Source organism: Streptomyces sp. NPDC020422 (assembly GCF_044386705.1).
GTDB lineage: Bacteria > Actinomycetota > Actinomycetes > Streptomycetales > Streptomycetaceae > Streptomyces.
The window spans coordinates 80,377-98,781 of sequence record NZ_JBIRVJ010000007.1 but is presented as its reverse complement, the minus strand read 5'-3'; the positions used below and the strand labels follow the sequence as shown (position 1 = coordinate 98,781).

19 protein-coding genes are annotated in these 18,405 nt (G+C 71.8%); 5 read left to right on the top strand and 14 right to left on the bottom strand.

Annotated features, from left to right (window positions below):
* Nucleotides 1–56 precede the first annotated feature (56 nt).
* The 7 genes from ACH414_RS20010 to ACH414_RS19980 form a co-directional block, all read right to left on the bottom strand.
* Nucleotides 57–1,445, bottom strand: coding sequence for an 8-oxoguanine deaminase (locus ACH414_RS20010; protein ID WP_398942710.1), 1,389 nt, complete (start codon nt 1,443–1,445; stop codon nt 57–59).
* A gap of 48 nt (nt 1,446–1,493) precedes the next feature.
* Nucleotides 1,494–2,888 carry a nucleobase:cation symporter-2 family protein gene (locus tag ACH414_RS20005; RefSeq protein WP_398942708.1) on the bottom strand — a complete coding sequence of 465 codons (1,395 nt, stop codon included), beginning with the start codon at nt 2,886–2,888 and terminating at the stop codon, nt 1,494–1,496.
* A 69-nt stretch (nt 2,889–2,957) separates the two neighbouring features.
* Nucleotides 2,958–3,881, bottom strand: a complete 924-nt coding sequence (gene pucL / locus ACH414_RS20000; RefSeq protein ID WP_382537205.1) for a factor-independent urate hydroxylase — start codon at nt 3,879–3,881, stop codon at nt 2,958–2,960.
* Nucleotides 3,882–3,884: 3 nt separating this feature from the next.
* Nucleotides 3,885–4,292, bottom strand: coding sequence for a hydroxyisourate hydrolase (gene uraH, locus ACH414_RS19995; protein WP_382537208.1), 408 nt, complete (start codon nt 4,290–4,292; stop codon nt 3,885–3,887).
* On the bottom strand, nt 4,289–4,807 hold the full coding sequence (gene uraD / locus ACH414_RS19990; RefSeq protein ID WP_382537211.1) for a 2-oxo-4-hydroxy-4-carboxy-5-ureidoimidazoline decarboxylase: 519 nt from the start codon (nt 4,805–4,807) through the stop codon (nt 4,289–4,291). The genes uraH and uraD overlap by 4 nt, the downstream gene beginning before the upstream one ends.
* A gap of 155 nt (nt 4,808–4,962) precedes the next feature.
* Nucleotides 4,963–5,301: a helix-turn-helix domain-containing protein gene (locus ACH414_RS19985; protein WP_382537406.1), complete on the bottom strand. Its 339-nt coding sequence runs from the start codon at nt 5,299–5,301 to the stop codon at nt 4,963–4,965.
* 44 nt (nt 5,302–5,345) lie between these two features.
* On the bottom strand, nt 5,346–5,597 hold the full coding sequence (locus tag ACH414_RS19980) for a hypothetical protein (protein WP_351860476.1): 252 nt from the start codon (nt 5,595–5,597) through the stop codon (nt 5,346–5,348).
* 141 nt (nt 5,598–5,738) lie between these two features.
* Between ACH414_RS19980 and ACH414_RS19975 the strand changes: the two genes are divergently transcribed.
* The 3 genes from ACH414_RS19975 to ACH414_RS19965 all read left to right on the top strand — a co-directional run bounded on the left by ACH414_RS19975 (nt 5,739) and on the right by ACH414_RS19965 (nt 9,163).
* A complete protein-coding gene (locus tag ACH414_RS19975) occupies nt 5,739–6,572 on the top strand; it encodes a TIM barrel protein (RefSeq protein ID WP_398942705.1) in 834 nt (277 codons plus the stop codon).
* Between the two features lie 44 nt (nt 6,573–6,616).
* Nucleotides 6,617–7,510, top strand: a complete 894-nt coding sequence (locus tag ACH414_RS19970; protein ID WP_382537217.1) for a 2-hydroxy-3-oxopropionate reductase — start codon at nt 6,617–6,619, stop codon at nt 7,508–7,510.
* 195 nt (nt 7,511–7,705) lie between these two features.
* Nucleotides 7,706–9,163 (top strand): catalase, encoded by a 1,458-nt coding sequence (locus tag ACH414_RS19965; RefSeq protein WP_398942703.1) that lies wholly within the window; start codon nt 7,706–7,708, stop codon nt 9,161–9,163.
* 412 nt (nt 9,164–9,575) lie between these two features.
* Here ACH414_RS19965 and pqqE read toward each other — a convergent pair whose 3' ends face one another.
* From pqqE to ACH414_RS19935, 6 genes are all read right to left on the bottom strand, one after another.
* Nucleotides 9,576–10,658 (bottom strand): pyrroloquinoline quinone biosynthesis protein PqqE, encoded by a 1,083-nt coding sequence (gene pqqE, locus ACH414_RS19960; RefSeq protein ID WP_382537222.1) that lies wholly within the window; start codon nt 10,656–10,658, stop codon nt 9,576–9,578.
* Nucleotides 10,655–10,909, bottom strand: coding sequence for a pyrroloquinoline quinone biosynthesis peptide chaperone PqqD (gene pqqD, locus ACH414_RS19955; RefSeq protein WP_382537225.1), 255 nt, complete (start codon nt 10,907–10,909; stop codon nt 10,655–10,657). The genes pqqE and pqqD overlap by 4 nt, the downstream gene beginning before the upstream one ends.
* A complete protein-coding gene (gene pqqC / locus ACH414_RS19950; protein WP_398942991.1) occupies nt 10,906–11,637 on the bottom strand; it encodes a pyrroloquinoline-quinone synthase PqqC in 732 nt (243 codons plus the stop codon). Before pqqC ends, pqqD begins: the two co-directional genes overlap by 4 nt.
* Nucleotides 11,638–11,642: 5 nt before the next feature.
* The gene (gene pqqB / locus ACH414_RS19945) at nt 11,643–12,563 is read right to left on the bottom strand and encodes a pyrroloquinoline quinone biosynthesis protein PqqB (protein WP_398942700.1); all 921 of its coding nucleotides are present in this window, start codon (nt 12,561–12,563) and stop codon (nt 11,643–11,645) included.
* A 13-nt stretch (nt 12,564–12,576) separates the two neighbouring features.
* Entirely contained in the window at nt 12,577–12,750 is a 174-nt protein-coding gene (locus ACH414_RS19940) for a hypothetical protein (RefSeq protein WP_398942698.1), read from the bottom strand.
* A 108-nt stretch (nt 12,751–12,858) separates the two neighbouring features.
* The gene (locus tag ACH414_RS19935; RefSeq protein ID WP_398942697.1) at nt 12,859–14,061 is read right to left on the bottom strand and encodes an MFS transporter; all 1,203 of its coding nucleotides are present in this window, start codon (nt 14,059–14,061) and stop codon (nt 12,859–12,861) included.
* Between the two features lie 75 nt (nt 14,062–14,136).
* Between ACH414_RS19935 and ACH414_RS19930 the strand changes: the two genes are divergently transcribed.
* Nucleotides 14,137–15,156: an ArsR family transcriptional regulator gene (locus ACH414_RS19930; protein WP_391767847.1), complete on the top strand. Its 1,020-nt coding sequence runs from the start codon at nt 14,137–14,139 to the stop codon at nt 15,154–15,156.
* A gap of 97 nt (nt 15,157–15,253) precedes the next feature.
* On the opposite strand, the gene gcl is transcribed toward ACH414_RS19930, so the two are convergent.
* Entirely contained in the window at nt 15,254–17,041 is a 1,788-nt protein-coding gene (gene gcl, locus ACH414_RS19925; RefSeq protein WP_382537240.1) for a glyoxylate carboligase, read from the bottom strand.
* A 449-nt stretch (nt 17,042–17,490) separates the two neighbouring features.
* Here gcl and ACH414_RS19920 point away from each other — a divergent pair, with 449 nt between their 5' ends.
* On the top strand, nt 17,491–18,342 hold the full coding sequence (locus ACH414_RS19920) for a hypothetical protein (RefSeq protein WP_398942990.1): 852 nt from the start codon (nt 17,491–17,493) through the stop codon (nt 18,340–18,342).
* Nucleotides 18,343–18,405: the final 63 nt, after the last annotated feature.

Here is an 18,405-nt window from a genome sequence, read left to right as displayed (position 1 = left end):
GGGTCCGCGGCGACCGGTCGAGGGCCGTCCCCCTCGACCGGACTCCTGGGGGAGGGTCAGGCCTGGGCCGCGATGCGGGCCAGGCGCTGCGCCTCCGTGCGCGCGTCGCGCGCGATCTCGTCCTCGTCGGCGGTCAGCAGTCGGTTGTTCTCGACGATCTGCCGGCCGTTGACGAAGGACGCGGTGACCGGGGCGGCCGCACCGAAGACGATGGCGGTGACCGGGTCGGCGATCGACGAGTGGCCGAGGCCGTCGATCTTCCAGAGCACGAAGTCGGCGAGCTTGCCGGCCTCGAGGGAGCCGATGCTGTCGGCGCGGCCGAGGACCTGCGCACCGCCGTAGGTGCCGAGGCGCAGGGCCTGGCGGGCGTTGAGCGCGGCCTCGCGGTGGGCGCCGAGGCGGTTGATCAGCAGGGCGTTGCGCAGCTCGGTGTGGAGCTCGCCCGACTCGTTGGAGGCGGTGCCGTCGACGCCGAGGCCGACCGGCACGCCCGCCTTGAGCATGTCCGGTACGCGGGCGATGCCGGCGGCGAGGCGCGCGTTGGAGGAGGGGCAGTGCGCCACACCGGTCTTGGTGCGGGCGAAGGCGGCGATGTCGGAGTCGTTCATGTGGACGCAGTGCGCCATCCACACGTCCTCGCCGAGGAAGCCGGTGGACTCGAAGTAGTCCGTCGGGCCCATGCCGAACAGCTCGTGGCAGAACTTCTCCTCCTCCACGGTCTCCGAGCCGTGGGTGTGCATCCGCACGCCCAGGCGGCGGCCGAGCGCGGCGCCCTCCCGGAGCAGTTCGGTGGAGATGGAGAAGGGGGAACAGGGGGCGACGGCGACCTGGGTCATCGCGTCGAAGGAGGCGTCGTGGAACTTCTTGACGGTCTCCTCGGTCGCGGCGAGCGCGCCCTCGGTGGTCTCGACGGCGAAGTCCGGCGGCAGACCGCCGTCCTTCTCGCTGCGGTCCATGGAGCCGCGGGCGAGGGTGAAGCGGACGCCCATGTCACGGGCGGCGTCGATGATGGCGCCGGACAGGTCGCCGGAGCCCTGCGGGTAGACGTAGTGGTGGTCCATCGCCGTGGTGACACCGCCGCGGGCCATCATCGCCAGCGATCCCTGGGCGGCGACGCGCACCATCTGCTCGTCGATGCGGGCCCAGGTCGGGTAGAGCGCGACCAGCCAGTTGAAGAGGTTGTGGTCGGTCGCGAGACCCCGGGTGATCCACTGGTAGAAGTGGTGGTGGGTGTTGACGAGTCCCGGCGTGATCAGATGGCCGGTGGCGTCGATCCGCCGGACCACGTTCTCCAGGCCCTCGGGGGCCTTGCCGGCACCGATGGACTCGATCTTGTTGTCGGCGACGACGAGGTAGCCGGTGGCGTACTCGGTGTCGTTCGCGTCCACGGTCGCGATCGCCGCGTTCTCGATGACGATGCGCTGGGCTGCCGAAGGTGCTGCCATGGCGGTGCTTCCTTCATTCCAGGGGGGATGGTTGGGCACGGCAGGACCCTAGGAGGATTTGAGTGCCGGAGCCGCGTGACGGCTCCGGGTGCCGAGATGGTGGAAGAACAGATTGAGCAGGACGGCGACGAGCGCTCCCGCGCTGATGCCGGAGCCGAGCACGGTCTGCGCCCAGGCGGGGAATCCGGCGTAGAAGGTGGGGGCGGCGAGCGGGATGATGCCCGCTCCGAGCGCGACGGCCACCAGGATGATGTTGGAGCTGTCGTCGAGCCCGGCCTCGGCCAGGGTGCGGATGCCGCTGACGGCGATCGAGCCGAAGAGCACGATGCCCGCTCCGCCGAGGACCGGCATCGGCACGAGGGAGACGACCGCGCCGAGGACGGGGAAGGCGCCGAGGACCAGCAGGGCGCCGCCGGCGACGGCGACCACATAGCGGCTGCGCACCCGGGTCAGCGAGACCACGCCGACGTTCTGGGCGAAGGCCGAGGTGGGGAAGCCGCCGAAGACGGGGCCGAGCAGGGTGGCGATGCCGTCGGTGCGCAGTCCCCGGGTGATGGTCCGGCCGTCGCTGCGGCGCTCGCAGATCTCGCCGAGGGCGAGCATGCCGGCGCTGGACTCGGTCATCAGGACGAGCATCACGATGCACAGGGAGAGGATCGCGGCGGGCTGGAACTCGGGGGCGCCGAAGGCGAAGGGCGCGGGCAGCGCGGCGACCGGGGCCTGTCGCAGGGAGGTGAAGTCGGCCATGCCGAAGGGGATGGCCGCGAGGGTGCCGATGAACAGGCCGAGCAGCAGGGCGATCTGCTTGACGAAGCCCTTGCCGAAGCGCTGGAAGAGCAGGACGACGACGAGGGTGAAGCCGGCGAGCGCGAGGTACTTCATGGCGCCGAAGTCGGCGGCGTTCTTGTCGCCGCCCTGGGCCCAGCCGACCGGCACGGGCATCAGGGTGACCCCGATGAGGGTGATGACGACGCCGGTGACGAGCGGCGGGAAGAAGCGCAGGAGCCGTCCGAAGAAGGGACCGACGGCGAGGCAGAAGACTCCGGCGACCATCACCGCGCCGTAGATGGCGGGGAGCTGGTGTCCGGGGGCGGTGTTCTCGGCGATGGCGAGCATCGGGGTGATGCCGGCGGAGGAGGCCGCGTTGACGAACGGGAGCCGGTTGCCGGCGAAGCGGCCGAGACCGAGGGTCTGCAGGATGGTGGCGAAGCCGGCGATGAGCAGGCCGGCCGCGATGAGCCGGGTCATCGCGGCGGTGTCCAGGCCGACCGCCTGGCCGATGATGAGCGGAGGGGTGACCACGCCCGCGTACATGGCGGCGATGTGCTGGAGAGCCGCGGGGACGAGCCGCGAGGCGGGGAGTTTCTCGTCCACCGGGTGACAGGCGGACGGGGTGGAACACGGGCCTTCGGCTGTTGCCGGCCCCTTTGCAGGCTGTGCCATGGGGGTTCCCTCCGGTGCGGGCGCCCCCGCCCGGCTGCGGGACGGGCGGGGGCGGCCACGGTGTGCCGCTTAGAGGTTGGTCATGTCGACCGGGATCTGCGCCGTGGCGCCGTCCCGCAGGACCGTGGCCTCGATGAGGCCGTACATGCGGTCGGCCGCGTAGTAGACCTCGTTGTCGTTCTTCAGGCCGAAGGGCTCGAGGTCGACGAGGAAGTGGTGCTTGTTCGGGAGCGAGAAGCGGACCTCGTCGATCTCCGAACGGTGGTTGATGATCCGCGTGGCCATCTGGTACAGCGTCTGCTGCAGGGAGTACGAGTACGTCTCCGAGAAGGCTTCGAGCATGTGCTTCTTGGTCTGCTCGTAGGACCGCTCCCAGTTGGGCATCCGCTGGTCGTCGTCGGTCCAGTTGAAGCGCCACCGGCCGGACACCTGCGTGGCCAGGATGCGGTCGTACGCCTCCTGGAGCGTCGTGTACTGGTCCTTGATGTAGCCCCAGAACTCCGAGTTGGTGGAGTTCATCACGACGAGGTCCTTGAGGCCGGAGATGACCTCCCACTTCTCGCCGTCGTAGGTGATCTGCGAGACGCGGGTCTCCTGGCCCTTGCGGACGAAGGAGTGGTTGACCTCGTCCGAGCCGATGAACTTGGAGTTGGCGTCGGAGCTGGCGATCCGCTCCCAGGCGTACTCCTCGATCCGGATCCGGGCCCGCTTGATGGGCTCCTGGCTGGTCACGAAGTGACGGGCCAGGTGGATGCCGAACTGCTCGGCGGACTCGATGCCGTACTCCTTGGCGAACGCGAAGACGGTGTTCTTCGTCGTGTCGGTGGGGAGGCAGTTGGCGTTGGAGCCGGTGAGGTGGACGTCGTCGAGGTCGCCGGAGAGGGCGACGGAGACGTTCAGGTCCTTGATGTGGTGCGTTCCGCCGTCGCGCGTGATCTTGACGACGCGGTTCTCTGCTTTGCCGTACTGGTTCTGGCCGAGAATCGTGGGCATCTGCTAGCTCCCTCGGTAAACGGAGTAGCCGAACGGGTTGAGCAGCAGCGGTACGTGGTAGTGCTCGCCCGGCACGACGGCGAACGTGATCGCCACCTCCGGGAAGAACGCTCCGGTCGTACCACTGTCCCGATTCGCGGGGGCGTCCTGCTGCGCCTCGGCTTGCTTGTTCTGCTTGCTCAGGAAGTACGCCTCGGTCTGGAAGTCGAGCCGTACGTGGGTCGTGCCCTCCGGCAGCGCCGGGAGGTCCTTGCAACGCCCGTCCGCGTCGGTGGCGGAGCCGCCCAGGGCGGTCCACTCGGCGTCGGAGCCGGAGCGGGCCGCGAGCGTGATGGCCACGCCCTCGGCCGGCCGGCCGACGCTGGTGTCCAGGATGTGGGTGGACACCGAAGCGGTGGTGTCGGTGCTCATGCGTTCTCTTCCTCGGTCTCGACGAGACGGGTCAGACGGATGCGGTTGATCTTGCCCAGTTCGGTGCGGACGATCTCCCGCTCCTGTTCGGGCGAGTTTCCGATCCGCTCGCGGATCGCGTCGCGCATCTGCTCGCCGGTCCTGCCGGTGGCGCAGATGAGGAAGACATGGCCGAACTTGTCCTGGTAGGCCAGGTTGAGTTCGAGCATCTCGGCCTTGAGCTCCGCGGAGGCGCCGGCCATCCCGCTCTGCTCGCGGGAGGAGGTCGGGTCCCCTGCCTTCGGACGACCGATCGGCGGGTGGCCCGCCATCGCGTCGGCCAGGTCCTCGGCGGTCAGTTCGGCCATGGCGGCGTCACTGGCGAGGAAGAGGGCTTCGGCGGTGGCGTACGGGCGCTGGGCGAGGATCTTGCTCCCCCACGCCGAACTGGAGCACACCTCGTGGAGTGCGGCGACGGCGTCGCCGTCCGCCGAGGTGTTGAACCGGGTGAGGCCCGGTGTCGTACCTGAAGTCACGGGAAGCCTCCGTGGCTGTTTTTCGCTGTGCGTCGGACGGGCTGCGGATAGCTAACGCCCTCCGCAACACCACGTCAACACTTTGTTGAAAACTCGGCCACACAAAAGCCGTCGTCCCGACATCCGGACGACGGCTTGTGGTCACTCATGATCAACTACCCGTTCTTGGGCGCCTTTTCCCTGTTCAGGGCGGTCTCCCTGTTCAGGTAGTTGTACACGGTGAAGCGGCTGACTCCCAGCGCGCCGGCCACCGTCTCCACTCCGTGGCGGACGGAGAAGGCACCCCGTGCCTCCAGGATCCGCACGACCTCCTGCTTGCTCTTGCGGTCCAGCTCGGCCAGCGGCATCCCGTGCCGCCGCTCCATCGCGGCCAGAATGTGGTCCAGCGATTCGGACAGCTGCGGCAGCCGCACCGCGAGCACCTCCTCGCCCTCCCAGGCGAGCACGACGTCGTCCGCCCCGGCCTGCTCGGGTACGAGCAGCTCGGCGCCCATCGCGTCGACCAGCGGCTTCACCGCCGCCACCAGGGGGTGCTCGGTCACTTCTCCCCCTCACCGATCACGTTGACCTGGAGCGAGACCCGGGTCGCCCCGGCCGCCAGGGACTTGCGCAGCAGCGCGTCCACCGCGGTGAGCACCGCGTCGGCACCGCCTTCCGCCGTATTGCCGAAGGGCCCCACGTCGACCGCGTCCAGCTCGGCCGACTGGATGACCTCACGGGCCACGACCGCGTGTGCCGGCGCCTCGTCCAGGTCGAACGGCTCGGTCGTGAACTCCACTCTCAAACGCACCATGCCCCCACGCTACGGCCCGCTCGCGGCGCACGGGAGCCCCGGACCTGCGGGGACCTCTTGACAAGTCGCCCGGTCCGCTTGCAACATTCCGTCAGACAGAAAGTTACTTCCGCAATACGGAAGGAGCGCCGACCCCTCATGGGATACACGGACCAGCGCTTCGATGTGAACCTGTCGATCCTCTTCACGGAACTCCCGCTCCTGGAGCGCCCCGCGGCCGCCGCCGCGGCGGGCTTCACGGCGGTCGAGCTGTGGTGGCCCTGGATCGACACCGCCACCCCCGAGCAGAGCGAGCTCGACGCCCTCAAGAAGGCTCTCGAGGACGCCGGCACCCAGCTGGTGGGCCTGAACTTCTACGCCGGACAGCTCCCCGGCCCGGACCGCGGCGCGGTCTCGGTGCCCGGTGAGGAGTCGGACCGCTTCCGGGCCAACATCGACGTCGCCGCGGACTTCGCGGCCTCGGTGGGCTGCAAGGCGCTCAACGCGCTCTACGGCAACCGCGTCGAGGGCGTGGACCCGGCCGTCCAGGACGAGCTCGCCCTGGAGAACCTGGTGGTGGCCGCCCGCGCCGCCGACCGGGTCGGCGCGATCCTGCTGATCGAGACCCTCAACAAGCCGGAGTCGCCGCTCTACCCGCTGGTGAGCGCGCCCTCCGCGATCGAGATCGTCGACAAGGTGAACGCGGCGACCGGCCTCGGCAACGCCAAGTTCCTCCTGGACATCTACCACCTGGCCATGAACGGCGAGGACGTCAGCCAGGTCATCGCGCAGTACGCGGACAAGACCGGTCACGTCCAGATCGCCGACAAGCCGGGCCGTGGCGCCCCGGGCACCGGAGAGCTCCCGCTGGAGCAGTTCCTCGACGAGCTGAGGAAGGCCGGTTACGACGGCTGGGTGGGCCTGGAGTACAAGGCCGCCGACGCCGCCGCCTCCTTCGAGTGGCTCGCCCCCGAGGCCCGCCCCGCCCGCTGACGCGGGCCCCCTCCCCGTACCACCTTGTCTTGAAGGGCACCCTCATGAGCAACAACCTTCCCAAGATCGCATGGATCGGCCTCGGCATCATGGGCTCCCCCATGTCCGAGAACCTGATCAAGGCCGGCTACTCGGTCACCGGCTTCACCCTGGAGCAGGACAAGCTGGACCGCCTCGCCGCGGCGGGCGGCACCGCCGCCGGCTCGATCGCCGAGGCCGTCAAGGACGCCGACGTGGTCATCACGATGGTGCCGGCCTCCCCGCAGGTCGAGGCGATCTCCTACGGGCCGGACGGCATCCTGGAGAACGCCAAGTCGGGCGCGCTGATCATCGACATGTCGTCGATCACCCCGCAGACCTCCGTCGACCTGGCCAAGAACGCCAAGGAGAAGGGCATCCGCGTCATCGACGCGCCCGTCTCCGGCGGCGAGGCCGGCGCCATCGAGGCCGTCCTGTCGATCATGGTGGGTGGCGAGCAGGCCGACTTCGACGAGGCCCTCCCGATCCTCGAGGCCCTCGGCAAGGTCATCGTCCTGTGCGGTCCGCACGGCTCCGGCCAGACGGTGAAGGCCGCCAACCAGCTGATCGTGGCGGTCAACATCCAGGCGTGCGCCGAGGCCGTGGTCTTCCTGGAGAAGTCCGGCGTGAACCTCCAGGCGGCCCTGGACGTCCTCAACGGCGGTCTGGCCGGCTCCACGGTGCTGACCCGCAAGAAGGACAACTTCCTGAACCGGGACTTCAAGCCCGGCTTCCGGATCGACCTGCACCACAAGGACATGGGCATCGTCACCGACGCCGCCCGCAACGTCGGTGCCGCCCTCCCGGTCGGCGCCGTGGTCGCCCAGCTGGTCGCGTCCCTGCGCGCCCAGGGCGACGGCGGCCTGGACCACTCGGCCCTGCTGCGCGCCGTCGAGCGCCTCTCCGGCAGCCAGGTCTGATCCGCCCCCCGTTCCGACGGGGCCCAGATTTCCGGGCGGCGGCGGCGCTGACACCTGTCCTGTCGCGCCCAGGCGTCGCCGCCGCCCGGAACACCACACTTCAGTTTCAACAAACTGTTGACGTTGTTCGAGGAGCGTACCTACGCTCCAGAGCACCCCATCTCAGCAGTGCAGCTCCCGTACGGAAGGTCCACGATGTCGAAGCGCGTGCTTACGACCGAGTCCGGCGCCCCTGTCGCCGACAACCAGAACTCCGCCACCGCCGGCGTCGGTGGCCCCATCCTGCTGCAGGACCAGCACCTGCTGGAGAAGCTCGCGCGCTTCAACCGTGAGCGGATCCCGGAGCGCGTGGTGCACGCCCGTGGTTCCGGCGCGTACGGCTACTTCGAGGTGACCGACGACGTCACCGCCTACACCAAGGCGGCCTTCCTCTCCGAGGTCGGCAAGAAGACCGAGCTGTTCCTCCGCTTCTCCACCGTGGCCGACTCGCTCGGCGGCGCGGACGCGGTCCGCGACCCGCGCGGCTTCGCGGTGAAGTTCTACACCGAGGAGGGCAACTACGACCTCGTCGGCAACAACACCCCGGTGTTCTTCATCAAGGACCCGATCAAGTTCCCCGACTTCATCCACTCCCAGAAGCGCGACCCCTTCACGGGCAAGCAGGAGCCGGACAACGTCTGGGACTTCTGGGCCCACGCCCCCGAGGCGACCCACCAGGTGACCTGGCTCATGGGCGACCGCGGCATCCCCGCCTCGTACCGCCACATGAACGGCTACGGCTCGCACACCTACCAGTGGACCAACGAGGCGGGCGAGGCCTTCTTCGTCAAGTACCACTTCAAGACGAACCAGGGCATCCGCTCCCTCTCCGCCGAGCAGGCCGCCGAGCTCGTCGGCAAGGACGCCAACTCGCACCAGACGGACCTGCTCCAGTCGATCGAGCGCGGCGTCAACCCCTCCTGGACCCTGTACGTCCAGGTGATGCCGGCCGCCGAGGCCGCGGAATACCGCTTCAACCCCTTCGACCTCACCAAGGTGTGGCCGCACGCGGACTACCCGCTGCAGCGCGTGGGCCGTCTGGTCCTCGACCGCAACCCCGACAACGTCTTCGCCGAGGTCGAGCAGGCCGCGTTCTCCCCGAACAACTTCGTTCCGGGCATCGGCCCCTCGCCCGACAAGATGCTCCAGGGCCGTCTCTTCGCCTACGCGGACGCCCACCGCTACCGCCTCGGCGTCAACCACACCCAGCTGCCGGTCAACGCCCCCAAGGCGACCACGGCCGACAACTACGGCCGCGACGGCTTCATGGCCACCCGCAACGGCTCGCGCCACGACAAGAACTACGAGCCCAACTCGTACTCCGGTCCGACGCAGACCGACGCCGCGCTCTCCGCGCCGCTCGCCATCCACGGCTGGACCGGCACCCACGCGGCCCCGCAGCACGTCAAGGACGACGACTTCTTCCAGGCCGGCGAGCTCTACCGCCTGATGTCCGAGGACGAGAAGGCCCGCCTGATCGCCAACATCGCCGGCGGCCTCTCCCAGGTCTCCCGCGAGGACATCATCGAGAAGAACATCGCCCACTTCGCCGCCGCCGACCCCGAGTACGGCAAGCGCGTCGAGGAGGCCGTCCACGCCCTGCGCGAGGACTGATCCTCCGAACCCCCATACTGCGTACGGTGCCTGACGGGAGGTCAGCACTGTACGCGGTCCGGAACACCGGCCCGGATGAGGGGTGGTCGGTGAACCGGACAGCGTGAGGACCGCGGCGGCGCCGAGCCAGTGCGGTGGTAAGGACGCCCGGCCCCCTTCTTGACCTGAAGGGAGGGGAACAGCCGGTGCGCCCGTCGGCACCGCCGCGGTCCCAACGCCCCTCCCCCGGCCGTGACTCCATGGCCGGGGAAGGACACACGGACTCCGCCCGGCGGCGCGAACGTCCTGTCGCGCCAGCCTCGCACCGTCGGGCGGGCATCACGTGCGCAGTGCGGTTTACGGTCCCGCACCGCGCGCTCCCAGGCCGAGGCCTGACCCACGCACAGGGGTCGGGCCTCGGCCCTTTTCCGTCCTACCCGCGGTAGACGTAACCGGGCCGGTCACCCTCGGCGTCCGCCACGGCCGCCCGCACCAGACCGTGGTCGGGCGAGTGCCGGCAGGCCGGATCGGTGCGGGCGGCGTCGCCCGTGAACGCGTACGCCTGACAGCGGCAGCCGCCGAAGTCCTCCTCGCGCCGGCTGCAGGTGCGGCACGGCTCGCGGAGCCAGTCGGTGCCCCGGTAGCGCGCGAAGGCCACCGAGTGCTCCCAGATCCAGGCGAGCGACCGGTCCAGCACGCTGGGCGCGTCCAGACCCGGCAGCATCGCCGCCGCCGGACACGGCAGCACGGTGCCGTCGGGGGCGACGGTGAGCGAGACCGCCCCCCAGCCGCCCATGCAGGGCTTCGGCACTCCCCCGAAGTGATCGGCCGCCACCCACACCAGTTCGGTGCGCCCGGCGAGGCGCGACCGCCACCACCGCACCCGCTCGGCCGCCCGTTCGAGCTGGGCGGCGCTCGGCAGCAGCGCGGCACGGTTGCGCAGCGCCCAGCCGTGGTACTGCGCGTTGGCCAGCTCGATCCGCTGGGCGCCCCAGCCGGTCCCCAGCTCCACCAGGGCGTCCACGGCGTCGATGCTGTCCCGGTGCAGGACCACGTTGAGCCCCAGCGGCAGGCCCGCCTCCCGCACCAGCGCGGCGGCCCGCTCCTTCGCCGCGTACGAGCGGCGCCCGGCGATCCGGTCGGAGACCCGCGCGTCGGCGTGCTGCACCGACAGCTGCACGCTGCGCAGCCCCGCGGCCACCAGGCCGGCCAGCCGGTCCGCGTCCAGGCCGAGGCCGCTGGTGACGAGCTGGGTGTGCACGCCCGCCGACTCGGCCGCCCCGACGATCTCCGCCAGGTCCGCGCGCAGCAGCGGCTCCCCGCCGGACAGGTGGGTCTGCACGACGCCCAGCTCCCCGGCCTGCCGCATGACGTCCTGCCACCGGGCCGTGTCGAGCTCAGCCGAACGGCGGGTCATCTCCAGCGGGTTGGAGCAGTACGGGCAGCGCAGCGGGCACAGGTGGGTCAGCTCGGCGAGCAGGGCCCAGGGCCGCGGGACGCCCTCCGGCACCGTCACCGCAGCCAGCCCTCGGCACGCAGCCGGTCCAGGAAGTGCGGGACCTCCTCGGCCACCGGGGCGCCGGGGAAGCGGGCCGCGAGCTCGGCGAGGATCCCGGGCACCGTGCGCCGGCCGTCGCACAGCCCGAGGACGCCGGCGGCCGTGCCGTGCAGCACCGCCACGCGTTCGGGCATGACGAGGAGATCGGTACCGCGCACCCGGTCGGGCCGGAGCACGACCGCCGGGGCGAGCACGGGACGCCAGCTCATCGCTGCTCCGTCCGGGACGCGTGGTCGACGGCGTCGAGCAGCGACCAGAGGACCTCGCACTTGAAGGTGAGCGCGGCGACCGCCCGCTCCTGCTCGGCGCGCTCGCGCGCCCGGTCCAGGACCAGGCGCAGTGCCTCGCCGCCGTCCCGCCGGCCCTGCCGGATCCGGCTGCGGAAGTAGGCGAGCCCGTCGCTCTCGACCCAGGGGTAGTACCGCTCGAAGACCTCCGTGCGGCGCCGCATGAGGTCCGGCGCGGACAGTTCGGTGAGCGAGGCGGCGACGGCCTCCAGGACCGGGCGCAGGCGGCAGAAGTTGACGTAGGCGTCCACCGCGAACCGCACCCCCGGCAGCACCTCCCGACCGGAGAGCAGGCCGTCCCGGTCGAGGCCGGCGGCCTCGCCGAGCCGCAGCCAGCGCTCGATGCCGCCCTCGTCCGCCGCGCGTCCGTCCTGCTCCTCGATCCGGCGCGCCCACCCGCGGCGCAGCTCGGGGGTGTCGAGCTTGGACATGATCAGCGCGTCCTTGACGGGGATGTGCCGCTGGTAGTGGAAGCGGTTGACGATCCACCGCCTCACCTCCTCGGGGCTCAACGCGCCCTCGTGCATGCGCACGTTGAAGGGATGGCGGTCGTGGTAGCGCCGTTCCGCGACCTCGCGGAGCCGCTGTTCGAACTCGGTCCTGGACCACGGGGGCGCCGCGTCGGCTCCGGTGTCCCCGGGGGCCTCCACGAGTGTCACAGCGCGATCTCCGTTCCGTCGGCGGCCACTTCCACTCCCAGTCGGACGAGCTCCTTGTGCTGCGGCGCACCGGGGTCGACCAGGGGGTTGGTGTTGTTCAGATGGGTGTAGAGCCGGCGGCCCGGCAGCGCGGCGAGCCGGTGGGCGGTGCCGTTCGGTCCGGCGATCGGCAGGTGTCCCATGGCCGTCGCGGTACGCCGGGAGAAGCCCGCCGTGCGCGGTTCCTCGTCGTCCCAGAAGGTGCCGTCGACGATCACGCAGTCGGCGTCGGCGACGGCGTCCTGGAAGGCGTCCGGCCAGGCGCCCAGCGCGGGCGCGTAGACGAGGGTCCGCCCGGTGGCCCGGTCGGTGAGGCGCAGCGCCGCCACCCAGGGAGCGCCGCCGGGTGCGGGTTCCGGGGCGGCGGAGGCGTAGCGGGGGCGTTTGCCGGAGACGGGTACGGCGGCGACGTGCACGGTGGAGCCCGGGGCGAGTGGCTCGTCCGGGCCGTCGGGCGCGGGGAGCCGGCGCCACGTCACATCGGCGTAGGGGGCGAGGAGCGCGCCGAGCCCTTGGCCGTCGCGTACCGCGTCCCGTACGGGATCGGTGGCGATCACCTCGAACCGGTCGGCCTCGCGGAGCCGGGCGAGACCGAGGGTGTGGTCGAGTTCGGCGTCGGTCAGGACCACTCCGGCGAGCGGCGTGCGCCGCGGATCGGTGCCCGGGGCCGGGCGCAGCTCGGGGCACTGCTCGATCTGCTCCGCGATGTCGGGCGTCGCGTTGATCACGTACCAGCGCCCCGGGACCGCCTCGACGGCGAGGGAGGCGTGCCGGCGGCGCCGCTCGGGGTGGGCGCGTGCGCCGGCGCAGCTCCGGCAGGCGCAGTTCCACTGCGGTACGCCGCCGCCGGCCGCGGTGCCGAGCACCTCGAGGAGCATGGCGGGGGCGCCGTCAGCGGGTGGCCTGGGCGTAGCCGGTCACTTCGAGCGCGGTCTCGACGACGGTGTGTCCGGGGGTCTGCCAGGACTCCTCGGCAGCGGCGGCGGGCTCCGCGCCCGGGGTGACGGCCCGTTCCGCCTCCGCCTGCTGGTGGTCTCCGGCTTCCGTCCGCGATCTGTTCGCCATGAGCACGTCCTGCCTTCGCTGAGGAGCGGGTCCTTGTCCCAGCGTCGACAGCGGCCTGCGGCCGGGCAAGCGGGGACGGCCGGTGGGGTGAGCGCCGGCCGGGCGGGTTCAGGGCGTTCGCCGAGGGGCCCCGCGCGCGGCCCGGCGGGGTGCGCGGGAGGGTTTCCCGACGAGCACGAGGGCCAGGGTGACGCCCAGCGATCCGACGGCCAGCAGGCTCATCGCCGCGGCGGGCGAGGCGAGTTGGGCGAGGGCGCCGGCGAGGGCGGCGCCGAGGCCCTGGAGGGCGAGCATGCCGGAGGCGTGCAGGCCGAGCGCGTGTCCGCTGAGCTCCTCGGGGACCAGCGCCACGAGGCGCTCCTGGTAGAGCAGGCTCGCGCTGTAGCCGACGGCCGAGACCGTGATCGCGGCGACGGCGTACGGGAGGCCCGGGTCGAGCGCGAAGAGGAGGTACGGGGCGGCGAGCAGGGCCTGGAGCGGAGCCGCCGCCCGGCCCCTCCGGCCCGCCGGCAGGAGGCGTCCCACCACGGCGTCCCCGGCCAGCATCCCGGCGGCGGCGCAGGCGAAGAGCAGACCGGCGCGCTCGGGCGCGTACGGCACGAAGAGCGACTCACAGCCCACGATCAGGCCGTTCGGCACCCAGAGCGCCAGGTAGAGGCGCCGGCGGGGCGGCGAGGACCACAGCCGGGCGTTGGTGCGCCGGGTCTCGGCGACCGAGCCCCGCCCGGAGGCGCGCGGGGCGCGCGGGGACAGGCCGAGGCGGGCGGTGGCGGCGGCCGCGAGGTAGAGCAGGGCACCGGTGAGGAGCGTGCCGCGGGGCGAGAGCAGCGCGAGCAGCAGACCGCCCGTGGCGAATCCGGCGATCTGGCAGACGCCGACCGACATGTTGAGGACGGAGCGGCCGAGCAGGAACGCCCCGCGGGGCAGGACCTCGCGCAGCAGGCCGTAGCGCACGCCTCCGCCCAGGCTGCCCACGACGCCTTGGAGGAGGAGGATCGCGAAGGCGGCCCCGAGGGGGAGGCCGGGGAGCGACTGGGCCGCCGTTCCGGCCGCGAAGACCAGGGCGACGGCCGTGAGGGCCGCGCGGGGCGGCAGCCGGTCGGCGGCCGACAGGAGGGTGGTGGCGCCGACCAGCTGGGCGAGCGCCGGGCCGAACATGGCGAGGGAGGAGAGCAGCGGGGAGCCCGTCGACCGGTAGACGAGGGTGGCGAGCCCGAGGCCCGACACGGTCTGGGCGGCGACCTGGGTGGCGCCGCCGAGGAAGAGCGGGGTGAATTCGGGGGTACGGAACAGAGCGCGGTATCCGGGCATGCGCCGGAGTCTGCGGGAGCCCCGCGGCCGCCGATATCGTTTCGCGGGGAGGCGAAAGGTCGGGGGTGCGGGCGCGTGGGCTGGTGGCGGATCGGGACGGACTCCCTGGCGGGGAGCCGGTTCGTCATCTCCCCGCTGGCCGAGGCGGTCGCCGCGCTCAAGACCCTGCACACGGCGACCGCCGCGCACCCGGGCGAGCGGGCCTGGCTGGCCGGCCACCTGCCGGCGTACCGGGCCCGCCTGGCGGCGGAGCCCCTGGACGCCCTGCTCGTACGGGCGGCCTTCGGGCCGACGTGGAACGCGGACTTCCTGACGCCGACGCCGTTGGGCGAGGGCGAGCAGGGCTTCGAGGAGGAGCTGTCGGCGGTCCGCGACACCGAACCGGGTGCCGTCGTGCCGCAGTTGGAGGTCGCCGTGGGCGGCCCCGTACCGGAGCCGCTGCGTTCGGCGCGCGATCTGCCCCGGCGGATGGCAGGGGTCCTCACGTGGGTGTGGCGGGAGTCGGTGCTGCCCGACTGGCCGCGCCGCCGCCGGGTCCTGGAGGCCGATGTGGTGGCGAGGACCGCGCGGTTGGGCCGGGCCGGCTGGGCGGCGGCGCTCGACGAGCTGCGCCCCGGCGCGACGCGCTGGCTGGGCGACGGCCGCCTCCAGGTCAACCCCCGGGCGTATCCGCCGAGATGGGTCGACGGCGGCCGGCTCCTGTTCGTGCCGGTGACGCCGAGCACGGGCTGGGTGTCCTGGGAGGGCACGGAGCGGTACGCGATCGTGTACCCCTGCTCCGGGACCCTGGCGGACACGGCGGGGCCCGCCGTGCCCGAGGCCCTGGGCGCCCTGCTCGGCGGGGCCAGGGCCGGCGTCCTCGTCCGCCTGGACACCCCGAAGTCGACCAGCCAGCTGGTGGCGCTGACGGGGCAGGGCCTCGGCTCGGTCGGGCGGCACCTGAAGGTGCTCCTGGAGGCCGGGCTCGTACGGCGCAGAAGGGCGGGGCGATCGGTGCTGTACGACTGGACGGAGGCGGGCGCCGTCCTCGTACGGGCACAGGAGGGCCCCCGCCCCGGTGCTCGTCGGGACGGGGGCCCAGGCGGGGCTCCCTGATCGGGCCTCGGAGGGTCGGACCCGTCGGCTCCTCAGGGGGTCGGCCGGGTCGGCCCTTGAGGAGCCGGCCGGTCGGACCCGCAAGGGGTCGGGCGGGTCAGACCTTGAGGGCCTTGATCGCGGTGGGCGCGTGGCCGGGCTCGGTGGCCAGGTCCTCGAACTCGGTGACGTCGCTCATGTCGACCGTCTTGCTCATCGCGATGTTGGTGATGCGCTCCAGGATCGCCTCGACGACGACGGGGACCTGGAACTCCACGGCCATCTTCTTGGCCTGCTCCAGCGCCTCGCCCAGCTTCGACGGGTCCTCGACGCGGATCGCCTTGACGCCGAGGCCCTCGGCGACCTTGACGTGGTCGACGCCGTAGACGCCGATCTCCGGGGTGTTGATGTTCTCGAACTCGAGGTTGACCTCGAAGTTGATGCCGAGGCCGCCCTGCGCCTGCCGGATGAGACCCAGGTAGGCGTTGTTCACGAGGACGTGGACGTAGGGGACCTTGTGCTGGGCGGCGACCGCCAGCTCCTCGATCATGAACTGGAAGTCGTAGTCGCCGGAGAGGGCGACGACCGGGGTCTCCGGGTCGGCGGTGGCGGCGCCGATCGCGGCCGGGATGGTCCAGCCGAGCGGGCCGGCCTGGCCGCAGTTGATCCAGTGGCGCGGCTTGTAGACGTGCAGGAACTGCGCGGCCGCGATCTGGGAGAGACCGATGGTGGTGACGTAGCGGGTCTCCGGGCCGAACGCCTTGTTCATCTCCTCGTAGACGCGCTGCGGCTTCATGGGGATGTTGTCGAAGTGCGTACGGCGCTGCAGCGTGGCCTTGCGCTCCTGCGCGGAGGCGGCCCAGGCGGAGAAGTCGGGCAGCTTCCCGGCGGCCTTCAGCTCCTTGGCGATCTCGACGAAGAGCTCCAGGGCGACCTTGGCGTCGGAGGCGATGCCGTAGTCCGGCGCGAAGATCTTGCCGAGCTGGGTGGGCTCGATGTCGACGTGGACGAACGTGCGGCCCTTGGTGTACGCCTCCAGGTTGTAGCCCGTGTGGCGGTTGGCCCAGCGGTTGCCGATGCCGAGGACGAAGTCCGACTCCAGGAAGGTCGCGTTGCCGTAGCGGTGCGCGGTCTGGACGCCGACCATGCCGGCCGCCAGCTCGTGGTCGTCCGGGATGGTGCCCCAGCCCATGAGGGTGGAGATGACCGGGATGTTGGTCAGCTCGGCGAACTCGACCAGCAGGTCGGAGGCGTCGGCGTTGATGATGCCTCCGCCGGCGACGATCAGCGGGCGCTCGGACTCCAGGAGGAAGCTCAGGGCCTTCTCGGCCTGGGCGCGGGTCGCGGACGGCTTGTAGACCGGCAGCGGCTCGTAGGTCTCCGGGTCGAACTCGATCTCGGTCAGCTGGACGTCGATCGGCAGGTCGATGAGGACCGGGCCGGGGCGGCCGGAGCGCATCAGGTGGAAGGCCTGCTGGAAGACGCCGGGGACCTGCGCGGCCTCCAGGACGGTCGTCGCGGCCTTGGTGACGGGCTTGGCGATCGTGGCGATGTCGACGGCCTGGAAGTCCTCCTTGTGGAGCTTCGAGACCGGGGCCTGGCCGGTGATGCAGAGGATCGGGATCGAGTCCGCGATGGCCGAGTACAGGCCGGTGATCATGTCGGTGCCGGCGGGGCCGGACGTGCCGATGCAGACGCCGATGTTGCCGGCCTTGGCACGGGTGTAGCCCTCCGCCATGTGCGAGGCGCCCTCGACGTGCCGGGCGAGGGTGTGGGCGATCCCGCCCACGTTCTTGAGCTCCCGGTAGAAGGGGTTGATCGCCGCGCCGGGCACACCGAACGCGTTGGTGACGCCTTCGCGCTTGAGGATCTCAACGGCCGCTGCGGCGGCGGTCATACGAGGCATGGGAGTGCTCCTGCTTCGGCCAGGGGGACACAAGAGCGCCGCGGGTCCTTGCGGGGCCGACGACGGCTTGTTTCCATAATGCGGAAGTACTGTTCTGCTATACGGAAGCAATGTAGGTGGGGCGGAGGAGAGGCGTCAAGAGACGACCTGAAGGTCCGGCGCGCGAGGTGGCCGAAGTCGTTCCCCAGGACGGCCGGATTGGTGGACGATGGGTGCGCGAGCAGAGGGGGTTCGGTGTGGGTGAGTCGGTACAGGTGCGCTGCCCGGAATGCCTCCGTACGCAGAGATACGCGGCGCCCGCCTTCCCCTGCCTGTGCGGCGTCCCGATCGCGCCCCCACTCGCCCCGGACGCGACCGCCGAGCCCGTCACCCACCGCAACGGCGCCGACGAGTGGGTCACCGTCCGCTGCCCCGTCTGCGCCCGCACCTCGGACTGGCCGCACCCGGAGCTGGGCTGCGCGTGCGGGACGGTGCTCCGGGTGCCGGTGAGGGGCGCCGGGACCGAGGGACTGCCGGGACCCGACGAGCCGCCGGCGGGGCCGGGGCACGGGGCGGGCGCGCGTGCCGGCGCGGGCGGGGCCGCGGGTGCGGGCTCCGGTGCCGCGCCGGAGGTGCTGCCCGATGCCGAAGCGGAGCGGGGCGCGAGCGGGGACCCGGACCGGGACGCGGAGAGGGACAGGGACAGGGAGGCGGGCTGGGGCACGGGCGTGGAGATGGGGTGGGGCGCGGACCTGGAGAGGGGCCTCGCCACCGGCCTCCACACCGCCCCGGCCCCCGACGGCCTCCCCCGGATCGACCGCGGCATCGACCGCGATCTCGACCCCGACGGGTACCCCAGCTTCACCCAGCGTCACCCCTCGCCTCCCCCTCCCCGGCTCCCCGCCCCGCCCCACTCCTCCCGCGCCCACACGTCCGCCCGCCCCTCCTTCCGGCCGGTGACCATCCGGACGGCACGGGACGCGGTCGCGGCCTCCGCCGGGTATCTGCGGTGGCTCGGGTTCCGGGACGTCGTGCAGCCGGAGGAGCGGTCCGCGGTGGCCGTGGACCTGCGGGGGCCCGGACTCGTCGCACAGGTGGATCCGAGCACCCGGCCGACGGGGCTGCGGGCGGTGGAGTGCCTCTGGCTCAACGGGCTCAGCAGCGGTTCGACCAGCGTCTGCTTCTCCCTCGCGGGCTACACGCCGGAGGCGCACGAGCGGGCCGAGGGCCTCGGCATCCCGCTCTTCGTGCTCGACCTCACCGGCACCCCGCAACCCGTGAACGCCCCCGCCGACGCCCTCATCGACACCGGAGCTCCCTAGCATTTCCGGCCATTCGCGGGTGACGATCATCCCTCCCCCGGGCACAACACACTCGGGGGGTGA